Origin of the sequence: Thalassotalea eurytherma (assembly GCF_030161415.1) — a bacterium.
GTDB lineage: Bacteria > Pseudomonadota > Gammaproteobacteria > Enterobacterales > Alteromonadaceae > Thalassotalea_G > Thalassotalea_G eurytherma.
Map to the genome: position 1 here is coordinate 25,765 of NZ_BSSU01000012.1, position 17,232 is coordinate 42,996.

The following is a 17,232-nucleotide window of genomic DNA, read 5'->3' on the forward strand; positions in this document are numbered from 1 at the left end:
ATACCGGAACTTATTTAGCGCTTGCGTTAGAAAGTGCGCTTTTGGGGCATTGTCAGAGCCTATAAAGTGCGCGAGGTTTAAGAATTCGATTATTCATCTAGGTAGCTTCTAGAGGGTAATTTAGCACTGACAAACTCTTTGTAGAGAGTATAGGTTTAGTAAGTGTGTGAATTTTGACAAGGGCTTAGCCCTTATCTAAAATTAACTGCTAGCCTCTGAGCCTTGAACTCAAGCTACAGGGAATCAAAAAATTAATTAATTGTATATCTTAAGGTACAGAAAAATGGCTAAAGAAAAATTTGAACGTTCGAAACCGCACGTAAACGTTGGTACAATCGGCCACGTTGACCACGGTAAAACAACTTTAACAGCTGCTATCTCTGCAGTATTAACAAAGACTTTCGGTGGTGAAACTCGTGATTTCGCACAAATCGATAACGCTCCAGAAGAGCGTGAGCGTGGTATTACAATTAATACTTCTCACATCGAGTACGATACAGAAACACGTCACTACGCACACGTAGATTGTCCAGGTCACGCCGATTATGTTAAAAACATGATTACAGGTGCTGCACAAATGGACGGCGCAATCTTAGTAGTTGCTGCTACAGATGGTCCAATGCCACAAACACGTGAGCACATCTTATTATCACGTCAGGTTGGTGTACCTTACATCATCGTATTCATGAACAAATGTGACATGGTAGATGACGAAGAGTTATTAGAATTAGTAGAGATGGAAGTTCGTGAACTTCTTTCAGAATACGACTTCCCAGGTGATGATTTACCAATCATTGCTGGTTCAGCATTAGGCGCACTTAACGGTGAAGCACAATGGGAAGAGAAGATTTTAGAACTTGCTAACGAATTAGATACATACATTCCAGAGCCAGAGCGTGCAATCGACGGTGACTTCATTTTACCAATCGAAGACGTATTCTCAATCCAAGGTCGTGGTACTGTAGTAACTGGTCGTGTAGAGCGCGGTATCATCACAGTAGGTGACGATGTAGAAATCGTAGGTATCAAAGAGACTACAACGACTACATGTACTGGTGTAGAGATGTTCCGTAAGCTTCTTGACGAAGGTCGTGCAGGTGAGAACTGTGGTGTTTTATTACGTGGTACTAAGCGTGATGAAGTACAACGTGGCCAAGTATTATGTAAGCCAGGTTCAATCAACCCACATACTAAGTTCGAATCAGAAGTATACGTACTAACTAAAGATGAAGGTGGTCGTCATACACCATTCTTCAAAGGTTACCGTCCACAGTTCTACTTCCGTACAACTGACATCACAGGTGCTGTAGAGTTACCTGAAGGTGTAGAAATGGTAATGCCAGGCGACAACCTTAAGTTTGTTGTTGAGCTTATCAACCCAATCGCGATGGACGAAGGTTTACGTTTCGCAATCCGTGAAGGTGGCCGTACAGTAGGTGCTGGTGTTGTATCTAAAGTAATCGACTAACAAATAATTGCTCCTGCATTATTTGAATTTCCACCATCCATGGTGGTCATATCGAGCTTTAGTTCACATGAGAACTTAAAAAAGAGCGCTTAGGCGCTCTTTTTGTTTATAGGGCACCGAGCGGACTTGTCCGTGATGACCGAGTACGTAATAAGTTAGTCCCAATGGACTAACTTTAGTAAGCGAGGACGAATCGCTCTGCGATGAAGTTGAGAGCCGTACAGTAGGTGCTGGTGTTGTATCTAAAGTAATCGACTAACAAATAATTGCTCCTGCATTATTTGAATTTCCACCATCCATGGTGGTCATATCGAGCTTTAGTTCACATCTAAACCTAAAAAAGGATGCTTCGGCATCCTTTTTTAGGTTTAGAGTTTATAAAAACAATTACCTTAAAAATCGTAATTTCCTAACCCAACCCTTTGTCATTCCCGCAGTGTTTTGGGCGGGAATCTCAAAAGCGATAAACTAGGCTAAGACTGAATGAAATCCTAAGCTCGCTTCGCTCCTTAGGAAGACGGTAGTTGGTTTGGCTCTATATAAGCACTAGTACCCCATAAAGGTACGGTAGATAAACTGTGCTTAAAGCTACCTTGTGTTTCTTTAGTTGTGTATGAAACGTAAAGCAAGGTTTGGTTTTTAGGATCGTAAATTCTTCTAACTTTCATCGTCTTGAAAAAGATACTTTTTGACTGTTTAAAAACCACTTCCCCCGCATCACCTTTATCAATCGATGCGATCATTTCTTGGGTTATATTACCTGTTTGCCGACAAGATATTGAACTATCACTAGGATCTGAAAAACTTAAGTCTGCCTCGATCGATGCCACATGACAGGTCACGCCAGGTATTTTGTCGTCGCGTAATGAGGCAACCTTGATATCTTTAGTTGTGAAAAAGCCTAACGATACATCGCCAACTTCGTTATCTGAGCAACCAGCCAAAGAAAGTGCTAAAAACCCAGTCAATATTGCTTTTTTCATTTTTCTGTCTCTTAAACACATATAAATGTCAGGCTATTATATATTGCTTGTACTATCGTCGAAATACCCAAAGGCTTACCAAAAAAAAGGTTGTTATCACAAATGATAATGATTATCATTTGTTTTGTGTTTGATTTCTTAAGGACCCCCTATGAATGCGACGCAATGGCAATCCCTGTTAACGTTAGGCAATGACTGCTTCCACGATAACCAGTGGCAACAAGCAGAATATTTCTATGCAGAGGCTTACGATATATTGGCGTATAGCTATAGGAATAACCCTTTATGTGAACAAACCATGATGGCATGGATTTGTACTTGCCATAACTTATCGTCTCTTTATGAGCAGGTAGATAATAGTAGCTTAGCACTGAGGTTTTTGACGGTACCTCATAACTATCTTAAAGAGGTGGCAAACAATAGTAAGCTACCTAATGACATTAAGCTTATCGCGATTAAAGGTTTATCAATAACATTGCCGCCTATTCTTATATTCGTAAAGCAATACCCATTGTGCGACGATTGTTTGTCATCCTTTTCGCAAATGGAAAGTTTAATAGACCACAGTTGTAAAACAGTGCACTGACCCTTTCTTCTGCTCACACATTGAAGGTTTTCACATCTCTCGCCTTCTTTGTGCTGGGTAGATTCCCATCTTTATCTAACACTATAGTCCTCGGTGTAAATACTAGATTTAAAGCACAATCTTGATTCTAATCAATAAATAAAATGGAAATGATATTGATTCTCATTAAGAGTTCTGTTCTAATATCGCCAATTTCAAAAAAACGTAGTTTTCGAGTATACATAATGACTTTTTCTAACGTATTCAAACCAGCAGTCATAGCGACCGCTATTGCGTCAGTAGTATCAATCAATGCGATTGCAGATGACAAAGCTGACGACATCGAGCATTTATCTATTTTTGGTCACACAAATTCAGTAAATGATATTCCTGGCAGTGCGCATCATTTAAATAAAGAAGCGTTAGAGCGTTTTAATTATACCGACATTATGCGCACATTAACTTCTGTACCAGGTGTTTATGTTTTAGAAGAAGATGGTTATGGCTTACGTCCAAATGTAGGTATGCGTGGTACAGGCCAAAATAGAAGTGAAAAAGTAACGATTATGGAAGATGGTGTATTAGCAGCACCTGCAGCATACTCTGCTCCTTCAGCGTATTACTTTCCAACTTCCGGTCGTATGGAAAGTGTTGAGGTGTTGAAAGGAACTTCAAGCGCAATGTATGGCCCTCGTACAACTGGTGGTGTTATTAATATGCTATCCCGTCAGATTCCAGAAGAGGAGTTGGCAGGAAGACTTGCACTTCAAGCTGGTGAAGACGGTTTTGGCAAAGTTCACGGCTATGTAGGTGGCAGTGGCGAACAAGTAAGCTCAGTAGTTGAGGTATTTCATTACCAAGCCGATGGGTTTAAAGACATAAACCATAGTGATGCGGATACTGGTTTTAAGAAAAACGATGTTTTAGCTAAATTAAAAGTAAACTCAGATAGCACTGCAAAGTATTACCAAGAGCTAGAGCTTAAAGTGAAGTATGCAGATGAAAGTTCTGATGAAACTTACATGGGTTTAACACAAACAGATTTCGAAGTTAACCCTTACACGCGTTATTCTGCTTCTCAAAAAGATAATATGAGCACAGAGCATAAGCAGCTTCAGCTTAACCATAGTATTGATTTATCTGAGCGTTTTTCTCTAGGTACCACTGCTTACTACAATGACTTCAAACGTAACTGGTACAAAACGAGCAAAGTAAATGGTATGAGCTTAAGCTCTGGTGGCATTGATGCAGCCGCAGCATTTGATGCTGACTCGTCAGTAGGGGATTTGTCTGTAGATGTTAAAGCCAATAACCGTGCGTATTTAGCGCAAGGTGTTCAATCTACATTATTTGCAGATTTAAATGAGCACCAATTGAAATTTGGTGTTCGTTATCATGAAGACGAAATGGACCGTTACCAGTGGGTTGATACATACAATATTGATCAAAACTACGATATGACGTTAGCAACTGCAGGCACACCTGGCACTGACTCTAACCGAATTGATAGTGCAAGTGCTATTGCATTATTCATTCATGATCAATATACAGTAAATGACTTCATTATTAATGCAGGCTTGCGCTACGAAGACATGACGATTGAACGTCATGATTGGGGTAAATCAGATCCTTCTCGTGATGCAACACCGTCTCATAAGAAGAACGATACTGATGTTTGGTTACCATCTTTAGCTGTAACTTATAAAGTTAATCAAGATTTAGTGTTACTAGGTGGCGTTCAGAAAGGTTTTGCGCCTCCAGCTCCGGGTAATGACTCAGCAGAAAGCGAAGAAAGTGTTAACTATGAGCTTGGATTACGTTTTAACAAAGAAAGCGTAAATGCTGAAGCGATAGCATTCTATTCTGATTACTCAAATATGCATGGCAACTGTACAGCTAGCCAAGGTTGTGATGATGACAACATTGGTAACCAATATAATGCTGGTGAAGTTGATGTTAAAGGTTTTGAATTAAAAGCTGGCTACAGTGCTGACTTAGGTGATGTAGCTATGCCGATAGATTTGACATATACCTACACAAGTACTGAATTTAAGAATGCGTTTTCTTCAAATCTAGATACGTGGGGTGATGTCGTTGTAGGTGATGAGTTGCCATACGTCCCAGAAAATCAATTTCAATTAACGGTTGGCTTAGAAGGTGATAACTGGCGTGGTGACGTATTAGTTCGCTACTTAGGTGAGATGCGTGTGGCAGCAGGTCAAGGTAGCTATACTGCAGATGATATTGATAGCCGAACTGTTGTCGATTTTTCAGCACATTATGATATTGCTAAAAACCAACAAGTGACATTTAATATTGATAACTTGTTAGATGAAGAATACGTAACAACAAAAACTCATGGCTCAATTATGGTTGGTAAACCACGTACTATGACTGTGGGTTATAGGTACGACTTCTAAGTTTGATAGCTTAGACTCTAAAAAAACCGCCATATGGCGGTTTTTTTATGCAGAAGATTAAGTGTTATTCAGCTGTTTTCTTAGAATGTTTAACCGCTGTATTGATCTCATCCATTTCTTCTTTGGTTAAATCACGCCATTGTCCAGGACGTAAACCCGCGATTGATACATTCATAATACGCGAGCGTTTAAGTTTAGTGACCTCATAACCTAAATATTCACACATGCGTCTAATTTGTCGATTGAGCCCTTGGGTCAATATAATCCTAAACACGAATTTACTTTGCATGGTAACTTTACATGGTTTGGTTATGGTGCCAAGAATAGGTACACCACGAGACATACGAGTAACAAAGCGTTCGCTAATCGGTTTGTCTACCGTGACAACATATTCCTTTTCATGAGCGTTTTCAGCACGGAGAATTTTATTTACAATGTCGCCGTCACTGGTTAAAAAGATAAGTCCTTCAGATGGTTTATCTAAACGCCCGATTGGGAAAATACGTTCTTTATGCTTAATCGCATCGATAATATTCCCTTTTACATGACGCTCAGTCGTACAAGTGATACCGATAGGTTTATTGTACGCAATGTATACTCTATCTGATTTATTCGTTGGCATGGCAGCAATAGATTTACCATCGACTGCAACATTGTCGCCTGGCATCACTTTTGTGCCTAATTCGGGTACTTCACCATTAATCGTCACGCGACTAGCTGAAATTAATTTGTCTGCTTCACGGCGAGAGCAAAAGCCTGATTCACTGATATATTTATTGAGTCGCTTAGCGTCGGTCATAATGAAAGTTTTGAGAAAAATAAATGCAATTATAACGCGCTAGCTAGGGTAAAAAACAGAAGTTTCTAAATAATGCATTCTTGCCAAATGTTGATATAGTGTTAATCGAATTCGAGGAATAATAATAAATTAAGGAAATTAAGATGCGTTTATCATCGGTTTTTTCAGGTATAGCTACTGTGTTTGCTATCGTACTTATTTTTAGTAGTTGGTATGTTATCGATACGGGGCATGTAGCGGTAAAGAAAACCTTAGGTACTGTTGAACTTGAAGAAGTTGAAGCAGGCCTGAATTGGAAGTTACCACTATTAACCAAGGCTTATGAGTTTTCAGCAAAAGAGATTGCTATCGACTTTAATGATTTACGTCCTAAAGCACGAGACAATTTACGCCTACAAGATTTAGATATTAGTATTTATTATCGCGTTGAGCCGTCAATGATTGCTGAGACTATGGTTAAGTATGCAGCGTCATTTGTTGACGGTGAAGATGCGTTACTACCCGCTTATGCCATCGTATTTCGTGAAGGTCGTGACGTTATCTATGAAGAAGTCACTAAGATTGACTCATTGCAGCTACATAGAAACCGAGATGAATTACGTGACGGTATAGCACAAGAGCTTCAACTGAAGCTAGATAGTAAAGATGCTGGCGTATTTACGATTACACGCGTAGCTATCAGAGCGTTAAATACCGATCCAACGATAGAAGCAGCAATACAAAAAGCGGTACAGGCACAAAAAACACTCGAGGCTAAAAAAGTAGAAGTTGAAATTGCAGCCAAAGATGCCGAAATCGAAATCGCTCGCGCTCGCGGTATTGCAGAGGCAAATGCCATTATCAATTCGTCACTTACTCCTGAATATTTGCAACATGAGCTAAATGAGGCGTTGAAAATGTTTGCTAACAATGACGGTGGTGTTGTGGTTATCCCTGCTCAAATGCAAAATATGAGTATGATCATGGATATGAAACAAGTTAAAGGTAAGTAGGTTATTTAAATACGATGGCTCACTTGCTGAGCCATTAAACCCCACACTAACTATTAACAAGTTTATAGACTAATTCTTTATCTGTAACAAACTGATTTCTACCATTGGCTTTTGCCGTATACAGATGCTGATCAGCTCGTTTTAATGCTGTTTTCATTGTTTCATCTGCACTTATTTTCGTATAACCTATGCTGACAGTGACACGCTTATGTTTACCGAGCATTGAGTAGTCATTATTGGCAATCGCTTGCTGTAACCTATCAGCTAAATTGTGCATACCTTGCTTATCAGCACCAGGTGTAATTATTGAAAACTCTTCACCGCCAATTCTTGCTAGTGTGTCTTGCTTACGCAAGCAGCCTTGCATAGATTTAGCTATTATTTGGAGGATTTCATCGCCTATATCATGGCCAAAGTTGTCATTAATCGCTTTAAAGTGATCAACATCTATCATCATTAGTCCAACCTCATAATTTAATCTTCGAGACCTTTCTAGCTCTTCAGAAGCACTGTTAAAGAATGCTGCCCTGTTAGAAATACCTGTTAACGAGTCGGTAAAAGCTAACGCTTCAAGTTTGGTGTTTGCCTGTATTAGAGCTTCGGTACGTTTAGCAACTAAGCTTTCTAAAGAAGTCGTTTGTTCATGAACTTTTTTACCCATGGAATTGATAGCAGCCTTTAACCTAAGCATTTCATTCTTATCATCATGAGCAACTAAGGACTCAAGAGGCGTGAAAGAGTCTTCGGGTTTAAACGTATTTAACCAATTGGCGATATCATAGATGTGCCTAGTCACTAAACGGTGAATGATATACATGATAAACAGTGAGGCAAAAAACGTTTTAATAAACTGAGATAATAAAACAATATATATATTTTCGGCTATTGCGCTATCAGCTTGATGGGTGCTGATACCATATTCAATAGAGCCTACAATTATCTCCTGACCAGAGAAATTGAATATTAGTGTTAGCGTTTCTATCCTGGCGATCTTTCGTGTTTGGTTTTCTTGATAGGTAACAACTCCTCGTTCACTATCTAACACCTTGATCGAGTCATAATAAGGAAGTTTCATAAGCCCGCTGACTATATCGTTTGTTTGCTCTCGGTTTAGTTCATATACAGCTCTCGTGAGGCTGTTACGAGTAGATTCCAGTACAAGTTCAGCGTCAGCTAAGGTTTGGTTTAACCTTTTTTGATAGTCGATATAAAGTTGTACTGACGTTAGAACCAGGGTAAACAGGCCACTAAACATTAAAATACGATAGAGAATTGATAAAGATAACTTGCTTGTCTCAATCCATTTTGAAAAAAACGCCATATTACTTCCTATATATCGCTGCACTTGTTAGCAGCTTTGATAGACAACGTTATATCAAGATATAGTTGTTTTGATATGAATTCCATCATGTTTTTAATGGTAATAAAAAAGGCCGCTAAAGCGACCTTTTTTGAGCAAAAATTAGTAATTAAAAATTACTTCTTCTCGTTACGCTCTTTAACTTCAGCAATTACTTGCTCAGCAACGTTTGCTGGCGCTGATGCATAGTGGCTGAATTCCATAGAGAATTGACCACGGCCTGAAGTGATAGTACGTAAGTGACCGATGTAACCAAACATTTCTGAAAGAGGTACGTCAGCTTTAATACGAACACCAGTAGTACCAGCTTCTTGGTCTTTGATCATACCACGACGACGGTTAAGATCACCGATTACGTCACCAACGTGATCTTCTGGCGTGAACACGTCAACTTTCATTGTTGGTTCAAGAAGTTGTGCACCTGCTTTCGGCATTGATTGACGGAATGCGCCTTTCGCTGCGATTTCGAATGCTACTGCTGATGAGTCAACTGCGTGGAAACCACCGTCGAATAATTCAACTTCAACGTCTAATACAGGGAAGCCAGCAACTGGACCTTCTTCCATCATACCAGCGAAACCTTTTTCGATTGCAGGGAAGAATTCTTTAGGTACGTTACCACCAACAACTGTTGATGTGAATTTGAAGCCTGAGTTAGGTTCACCTGGCTTGATGCGGTAATCGATCTTACCGAATTGACCAGAACCACCAGATTGTTTCTTATGCGTGTAAGAATCTTCAATTTCTTGAGTGATTGTTTCACGGTAAGCAACTTGTGGTTTACCAACAGCTAATTCAACGCCGTAAGTACGCTTAAGGATATCTACTTTGATATCTAAGTGTAATTCACCCATACCTTTAAGGATGGTTTCACCTGAATCTTCGTCAGTTTCAACTTGGAACGTTGGATCTTCAGCAACCATCTTACCGATAGCGATACCCATCTTCTCAGCACCACCTTTCTCTTTAGGAGAAACAGCGATTGAGATTACTGGCTCAGGGAATACCATTGCTTCAAGTGTACAAGGTTCTTTAACTGCACATAATGTGTGACCAGTTTGAACGTTCTTCATACCAACGATAGCTAAAATGTCACCGGCTTGTGCTTCAGTAAGCTCAGTACGGTCTTCAGCTTGCATTTCTACCATGCGGCCAACACGTTCTGTTTTACCTGTGAACGAGTTAAGGATAGTGTCACCCTTCTTGATCTTACCTGAGTAGATACGTACGAAAGTAAGTGCACCGAAACGGTCATCCATAATTTTGAATGCTAATGCACGGAACGGCTCTTCAGCGTCAACTAATGCGAATTCACCAGTAGGTTCACCTTCTTCGTCTGTTAACGGTTGTGGTGGAACTTCAGTTGGAGATGGTAAGTAGTCAACAACAGCATCAAGAAGTAACTGCATACCTTTGTTCTTGAATGCAGAACCACAGTATGTAGGGAAGAACATTAATTCGTTTGTACCCTTACGGATACAAGCTTTGATTTGCTCTTCAGTCGGTGTCATTTCACCTTCTAAGTATTCCATTAGCATGTCTTCGTCTGCTTCTAATGCCGTTTCGATCATCTCTTCACGGTAAGCAGCTGCATCATCAACCATATCAGCTGGGATGTCTTCAACTTTGTAGTTTTCTGGTTGACCTGAATCATCCCAGATGTAAGCTTTTTGAGATAATACGTCTACTACACCTACGAAATCGTCTTCTTCACCAATTGGTAAAGTCATCACTAATGGACGAGCACCAAGTACATTTTGTACTTGATCTTTAACACGGTAGAAGTTAGCACCTAAACGGTCTAATTTGTTAACGAAAATTAAGCGAGCTACTTTAGATTCGTTAGCGTAACGCCAGTTAGTTTCTGATTGAGGCTCTACACCGCCTGAACCACAGAATACACCGATACCGCCATCAAGTACTTTCAATGAACGGTAAACTTCTACTGTAAAGTCAACGTGACCAGGAGTGTCGATTACGTTAAAACGGTGCTTTTTCCATTCACAAGTAACAGCAGCAGACTGGATAGTAATACCACGCTCAGCTTCCTGTTCCATGAAGTCAGTAGTTGACTCACCATCATGTACTTCACCAATTTTATGGATCATACCTGTAAGTTTCAAAATACGCTCTGTTGTCGTGGTCTTACCCGCATCAACGTGAGCGAAAATACCGATATTTCTGTATTTAGATAAATCTGCCATTTTCTTGCTCTATTGGGTTATTGATTAAAAACCGCGCGAGTATACCAGAACTAACATAAAAGCTATATAAGAAAATTGAGATTGTTGTATTTTTTAATCTTAAATTCATTTTTCTAAACAAAATTAATACTTTTAGTTCAAAACGAGTAATAAAATCCCTCACCCGCGCTTCGCTGCATATTTCATCTAGTTGTCAATTTTCTGAAAAGAATCTGTCAACTAGATTCATTATTTTAGCTCATATTGAAGAAGCTGATGTGCCATTTTTAGTTGTAGCAAATAATTAAAATAAAGTGAGAAGCAATATGGCAAAAACCTCATATAAGACGGTATGGTTATCTGATATTCATTTAGGCTCGAAAGATTGCAAAGCAGATTACCTGTTAAGTTTTCTTAAACACTCAAATATCGAAAAACTTTACTTGGTAGGCGACATTGTTGATATGTGGGCAATGAGTAAATCCTTTCGTTGGCCACAAACCCATAATGACGTGCTACATCAGCTTTTAAAATTATCCAAAAGCGGTACGCAAGTCATTTACCTTCCTGGCAACCATGATGCCCCTCTTCAGCAATATCACGGATTACAATTTGGTGAGATAGAAGTAGCTAGAGAAATTTCGCATATCACGGCAAAAGGGCAAAAGTTATTGGTATTACACGGTGATCAGTTCGATAGTCAACTAGCTCTAGGTAAGTTGACGACAAAGCTGGGTGATTTTGGCTATGACTTATTGCTCTTTTTAGATCGTTGTTATCACAAAGTACAGGGTAACCATGCCATGCGGTATTGGTCGCTTGCCCGATATATAAAAAGCCATGTAAAAGGTGCTCAAAAAGCTATTGAACGTTATCGAGAAGTTTGTTGCCGTGCTGCTCGAGAACGTGGCTTTGATGGTGTTGTCTGCGGTCACATTCATCATCCTGAAATTAGTGAGCACGAAGGGACTTTGTACTTTAATGATGGTGATTGGGTTGAAAGTTGCTCAGCGCTAGTGGAAGACAAGCAGGGTGAAATAAAACTGGTTTATTGGCCATTTACTGATATTCACGTAGAGCCGCCAAGCCTTGGTGAGATAATTAACAACAATAGTAAAGTTGCTTAGCAGCTAAATTCAAAGAAACAAATTTTATGTTTACTGTAAATGAAATCGTTGAGAGACACTTGCCACAAGTGAGTGATAAACCATGGCTTAATAAACCTACTTGTGCGTTATTACGCTATTTATTGCACGAACGAGAAGTTAATGACTTCGGTGAGCGCTACCCCTTCTTGCAAGGGTTAGATTTTGTCGAACAAGTGCTTGAATACTTCAATGTTTCCTATTCAGTAAGAGATAATGAAAAAGAAAATATACCAAGCAATGGTCGATTAATGATTATTTCAAATCACCCCATTGGTTCGATTGACGGTTTAGCATTGATTAAACTCGTCAGTGAAATCAGGCAAGATTTAAAAGTTGTTGCTAATGACATGCTAATGACCATAAAGCCATTGCAAGAGATGTTATTGCCTGTAAACAATATGCAAGGCGGCACGCCAAAAGAGAACCTTAGAAACATTGACGCTCATTTAGCTAATGAAGGTGTGCTGCTGATTTTTCCAGCCGGAGAGGTTTCGCGACTGCGACCATCAGGTGTAAAAGATACTTATTGGCATTCTGGCTTTATTCGTATGGCGCGTAAAGCAAAGGCGCCTATACTGCCTATTTTTATAGATGCTAAAAACTCGCCTTTCTTTTATGGCGTTTCGATGATTTACAAGCCCTTGGCAACGTTGTTGTTAGTTAAAGAGATGTTTAACCAACGAAAAAACCATTTCCCTATCCGCATAGGGCAACTAATACCTTATCAATCCTATGCAGGCTCAAAGGTAGATATCAATCAGTTAACCAAGTTGTTTAAAAAGCACTTATATAGGATAAATACCAAAAAGCCCGAAATATTCGCGAGCCAAAAAGCGATTGCCCTACCTGAAGACAGGCAAGCATTGAAAAAAGCAATCAAACAACATTGTAAAATGCTTGGTGAAACAGCGGATGGTAAATTAATGTATTTATATGAGTATCAATCAAGCTCACCCATCATGCGAGAAATAGGGCGGTTAAGAGAAGTATCTTTTCGCGCAGTAGGCGAGGGCAGTTATAACCGTAGAGATGTTGATCAGTACGACAAAGCGTATTTTCATCTCATATTATGGGATCAAGATGATTTAGAAATCGTTGGCGCCTATCGTTTTGGCGATGCAAGTAAACTAGCCGCTAGCAATATGTTGTACTCTGCGACCCTTTTTGAGTACCAAGCACCGATGTCAGAATACTTTGAACAAGGTTTAGAGCTTGGCAGGAGTTTTGTTCAACCAAAGTATTGGGGAAAAAGAAGTCTAGATTACTTGTGGTTTGGTATTGGTGCTTTTTTAAAAGCGCACCCTCAATTTCGCTATCTATTTGGTCCAGTAAGTATGAGTGATGGATTCCCACCAATAGCAAAAGACTTAATGGTTGAGTTTTACCAAGCGCATTTCTCTGCTGAACAAACGTTGGCTGTGGGTAAAATGCCATTCCAGTATAGTGACGAAAAACGAAATAACTTTGCTGGCGAAGATTACAAAGCTGAATTTACTATATTAAAAAATATGCTAGGCAATATGAATATTGGTGTGCCAACACTCTACAAACAATATGCTGAATTATGTGAATCAGGCGGTGTGAAGTTTTTGAACTTTAATGTTGACCCTGACTTCAATGATTGTGTCGATGGCTTAGTGTTAGTTGATATAGAAAAACTTAAAGAGAAAAAGCGCAAGCGATACCTTGGTAATTCATAACCATGACAGTAACTGGCAAGTTACCTTGTCAAAAGAGAAAGTTAATAAATACGCGACTTTCTTTTGTCTTATGGTGTGAGTCGATTTAACAAATCATAATAAATAGCTTCCAATGACACCAAATCTTCAATTTGTATCGATTCATTGACTTGGTGAATCGTTTTGTTGGGTACCCCTAGTTCGATAACTTGGGTGTAATTATCAGAAATAAACCGCCCGTCTGAAGTACCGCCAGAGGTTGATAAAACAGGAAAGGTGCCAGTTTGATGATAAATTGCTTGTTCAGCGAGTTTGATTAAACAATGTCCATGGGTTTTATTGGTAAGGTAAGGTAAGCATGGCCTTGAAAAACTAAGTTTGGCGGAATCGTCAACACTAGTTACCGTGTGGGTGATTAATTTTTCGAGTGATGTTTGGCAATAGGCAGCACTATAGCGAATGTTAAAATTCACGCTACATTGGCCAGGTATTATATTGTCAGTAAACCTCCCCGAATCAATATGCGTTATCTGTAAGCTCGTACCTGGAAAATCATCACTACCATGGTCCCACGTTAAACTTACTAACGATTGAATGACTTTATTCGCTAGATGCAACGCATTGCTCGCATATTGAGGATAAGCGACATGACCCTGTTTACCCTGAATTGATATTTCACACGACAATGAACCACGTCGACCAACCTTTATCGTATCTCCTGTTCGTTTTGTTGCGGTTGGTTCACCTACAATGCAGTAGTCTAAGGCTATACCTTGCTCATCTATATATTGTTTGAGTACCTTAGTACCAAATTCTGCTTCGCCTTCTTCATCACTAGTAATTAGCCATATCAATTGATGATCAATTTCTTTTGTTGAGAGTATTCGCTTGGTCGCACTTAACATGGCTGCAATACCTGTTTTCATATCAGCAGCACCACGACCGGTTAAAGTGTCATTACTAATTGTTGCGACAAATGGGTTACTTTGCCATCTAGTAAGGTCGCCAGGTGGCACTACATCAGTGTGGCCTGCAAAGGCGATTGTTTTTCCTTTAGTTCCATATCGGGCAATAAAATTTTTAACACCCTGACTATTGATCTCAGTACATGTAAAACCAAGCTGTTCGAGTTTAGCGATTAGCCAAGTATGACAACCACCGTCGTCAGGTGTAATCGACTTTCGATTGATTAATTCTATTGCATAGCTCAGAACTTGGTTTTGAAGATCACTTACCGACTTTTGGCTAGATAAAAAGCATGTCTTGTTTTGGTTGCTCACTGGAATATTCACAATCTGTCAAACCTGTTACTAGATATCCCAAACCACACTAAATTGGTTAGATTAAGTATTTACGACAAATCTAAGTAGTTTTGGTTACATCAATGACTATTGAAAAATATCGCCGTGTGATTAGTAAGGCAAAGGCTTATAATAGTGGCAGATATCAGAATTAAAATATAACAAACGGAATTGACACAAAAGGATACGATGGATATTACGCAGTCTTTAAAAAGCTATTTTGGCTTTGATGATTTTAGAGCCGGTCAACAACAAACGATTGAACAGTTGTTGTCGGGGCACTCATCATTAGCGATTTTTCCGACAGGCTCAGGGAAATCGTTATGCTATCAACTAGCAGCATTGCATTTACCAAACCTAACGTTAGTCGTTTCTCCTTTATTAGCATTGATGAAAGATCAATTAGCTTTTCTTGATAGTAAAGGGATACCCGCAGCTAGTATTGATTCAACACTTACCTATGACGAATATCAAAACGTTGTTAGCTCACTGAAATCTGGCACAACTAAAATATTAATGGTTTCAGTTGAACGTTTTAAAAATGAGCGTTTTCGACAACTAATAAAAAGCATACCTATTTCTATGCTAGTCGTAGATGAAGCGCATTGTATTTCTGAATGGGGTCATAATTTCAGGCCAGATTACTTAAAGCTACCTTCGTATGCCCATGACTTAAATATTTCTTTAACTTTATTACTTACTGCCACCGCGACTAAACAAGTTAAGCAAGATATGGCTAATCGATTTAACATTCGAAGTGATCATATCGTGCAAACGGGGTTTTATCGTCAAAATTTGGAGCTTTCAGTTATTCCCTGTAGCGAATCAGAAAAGCACGCGCAATTATTGGCAGCGGTGAAACAGCAAGTCGGTGCTGGCATTGTTTACGTGACCTTGCAGCACACCACCGAACAAATTTCAGCTTTTTTAAAACAAAATGGCATTAATTCATGCGCATACCATGCAGGTATAAAGCACGAGCAACGCTCAAGTATTCAACAAGATTATATGGAAGGTAAGATTGATGTCGTCGTAGCGACCATCGCATTTGGCATGGGCGTTGACAAAAGTGATATTCGTTTTGTTATTCATTATGACTTACCTAAATCGATTGAAAATTACAGTCAAGAAATAGGAAGAGCAGGGCGAGATGGCCATCCGAGTCGATGTATTACATTGGCCAACTTAGATAGTGTTACAGTGCTGGAGAATTTTGTTTATTGCGACACACCTGAGCCTGAGAGTATCGCTTATGTATTGGGCGCGATTAATGAAGAGCAGCTTAATGGCGTTTGGGAAGTGCAACTGCATCGATTATCAACTGCCAGTAATATTAAGCAACTGCCGCTGAAAACATTATTGGTACAATTAGAGTTGGCGGGAATAATACAAGCCAGTTATAGCTACTTTGCAGATATCAAATTCAAATTCATTCAAAGTCAGCAAGCAATTCTTGACATGTTTGATGGCGAGCGAAAAACATTTTTAGAAATAATTTTCCGTTATTCTTCAGGTAAGAGAATTTGGTTTGAACCAGATTTTGACGCGATAAGTGGGCAAAGTGGCAGTGATCGTAAGCGGATCTTAACAGCCTTAGAATATCTCGCTGATAAGCAGCTAATCATAATCGAAAGTAAACAAATCACGGATGTTTATAAAGTAGATGCTGTAGCCCTAAATAATGCAGGGCTAACACAAACGTTAGCCGAATACTTTGAAAGCACCGAGGTCAAAGAAGTTAATCGAATCGCACGTTTAATCGCATTTTTTGGCTCTAATAAGTGTCTGACGTGGCAACTTTCAGATTATTTTGATGATCAACAAGCGCCTCAACATTGTGGTCATTGTAGTGTCTGTAGTGGTCATATCGCTAAGCTGGCGTTGTCTAAGTCTGTAACATGGCCATCAGATAATATAATCAGTTCAGCCGTGCAAGAGTTGCAACAATATCTCAGATCAAAAACAGGACAAGAAATATCACTAATCACTGCCTGCCGCTTTTTAGCAGGAATGACGGTACCTGTCTTTGGTCGTCATAAAGTGAAATCACTTAGTGGTTTTGGCATTTGCCAAATGTTGCCTTATATAGAGATCAAGACAAAGGTATTTCAGCTTCTAAATAAAGGGGCGTGATGTTCAAACGTTGAGCATAAAAAGTAGTTGCCTTTTTGAACGAATTTAGTATAATGCGCCTCCACGTTTGGCTTTGCCTGCGTGTTTATTATGTAAACACAACGATTTATCGTTAAATTGTTTACCATACAGCAACCTCGATTGGAGGTTGAATGTTTTAGTCGGTACTCCCCCCTTTTATTAATAAAAAGGTGATGGGCA

At 39.3% G+C, this 17,232-nt stretch carries 12 protein-coding genes; 7 read left to right on the forward strand and 5 right to left on the reverse strand.

Translation table 11 applies throughout. The features are described 5' to 3' along the window. Positions 1-283: 283 nt before the first annotated feature. Positions 284-1,468, forward strand: coding sequence for an elongation factor Tu (tuf, locus tag QQK02_RS12410; protein WP_284208357.1), 1,185 nt, complete (start codon positions 284-286; stop codon positions 1,466-1,468). Positions 1,469-1,977: 509 nt separating this feature from the next. Here tuf and QQK02_RS12415 read toward each other — a convergent pair. Beyond that, a complete protein-coding gene (locus QQK02_RS12415) occupies positions 1,978-2,451 on the reverse strand; it encodes a CreA family protein (RefSeq protein ID WP_284208370.1) in 474 nt (157 codons plus the stop codon). A 151-nt stretch (positions 2,452-2,602) separates the two neighbouring features. Here QQK02_RS12415 and QQK02_RS12420 point away from each other — a divergent pair, with 151 nt between their 5' ends. Together QQK02_RS12420 and QQK02_RS12425 are read left to right on the forward strand one after the other, a co-directional pair. Further along, positions 2,603-3,037, forward strand: a complete 435-nt coding sequence (locus QQK02_RS12420; RefSeq protein WP_284208371.1) for a hypothetical protein — start codon at positions 2,603-2,605, stop codon at positions 3,035-3,037. 224 nt (positions 3,038-3,261) lie between these two features. Then, positions 3,262-5,436 (forward strand): TonB-dependent receptor family protein, encoded by a 2,175-nt coding sequence (locus QQK02_RS12425; RefSeq protein ID WP_284208372.1) that lies wholly within the window; start codon positions 3,262-3,264, stop codon positions 5,434-5,436. A 64-nt stretch (positions 5,437-5,500) separates the two neighbouring features. On the opposite strand, the gene rluF is transcribed toward QQK02_RS12425, so the two are convergent. Continuing rightward, complete coding sequence (gene rluF, locus QQK02_RS12430; RefSeq protein ID WP_284208373.1) at positions 5,501-6,235, reverse strand: 23S rRNA pseudouridine(2604) synthase RluF; 735 nt, start codon at positions 6,233-6,235, stop codon at positions 5,501-5,503. Between the two features lie 143 nt (positions 6,236-6,378). Between rluF and QQK02_RS12435 the strand changes: the two genes are divergently transcribed. After that, on the forward strand, positions 6,379-7,227 hold the full coding sequence (locus QQK02_RS12435; RefSeq protein ID WP_284208374.1) for an SPFH domain-containing protein: 849 nt from the start codon (positions 6,379-6,381) through the stop codon (positions 7,225-7,227). A gap of 46 nt (positions 7,228-7,273) precedes the next feature. On the opposite strand, the gene QQK02_RS12440 is transcribed toward QQK02_RS12435, so the two are convergent. Both QQK02_RS12440 and fusA read right to left on the reverse strand, forming a co-directional pair. Beyond that, complete coding sequence (locus tag QQK02_RS12440) at positions 7,274-8,548, reverse strand: GGDEF domain-containing protein (protein WP_284208375.1); 1,275 nt, start codon at positions 8,546-8,548, stop codon at positions 7,274-7,276. 155 nt (positions 8,549-8,703) lie between these two features. Continuing rightward, positions 8,704-10,791, reverse strand: coding sequence for an elongation factor G (gene fusA / locus QQK02_RS12445; RefSeq protein WP_284208376.1), 2,088 nt, complete (start codon positions 10,789-10,791; stop codon positions 8,704-8,706). Positions 10,792-11,096: 305 nt separating this feature from the next. Here fusA and QQK02_RS12450 point away from each other — a divergent pair, with 305 nt between their 5' ends. Continuing rightward, complete coding sequence (locus tag QQK02_RS12450) at positions 11,097-11,897, forward strand: UDP-2,3-diacylglucosamine diphosphatase (RefSeq protein ID WP_284208377.1); 801 nt, start codon at positions 11,097-11,099, stop codon at positions 11,895-11,897. Positions 11,898-11,923: 26 nt separating this feature from the next. Continuing rightward, positions 11,924-13,618 carry a lysophospholipid acyltransferase family protein gene (locus QQK02_RS12455; protein ID WP_284208378.1) on the forward strand — a complete coding sequence of 565 codons (1,695 nt, stop codon included), beginning with the start codon at positions 11,924-11,926 and terminating at the stop codon, positions 13,616-13,618. A gap of 68 nt (positions 13,619-13,686) precedes the next feature. Here the strand turns inward: QQK02_RS12455 and dapE are convergent, their stop codons facing one another. Next, positions 13,687-14,889 carry a succinyl-diaminopimelate desuccinylase gene (gene dapE / locus QQK02_RS12460; protein WP_284208379.1) on the reverse strand — a complete coding sequence of 401 codons (1,203 nt, stop codon included), beginning with the start codon at positions 14,887-14,889 and terminating at the stop codon, positions 13,687-13,689. A 198-nt stretch (positions 14,890-15,087) separates the two neighbouring features. Here dapE and QQK02_RS12465 point away from each other — a divergent pair, with 198 nt between their 5' ends. Next, positions 15,088-17,031, forward strand: a complete 1,944-nt coding sequence (locus QQK02_RS12465; RefSeq protein WP_284208380.1) for a RecQ family ATP-dependent DNA helicase — start codon at positions 15,088-15,090, stop codon at positions 17,029-17,031. Positions 17,032-17,232: the final 201 nt, after the last annotated feature.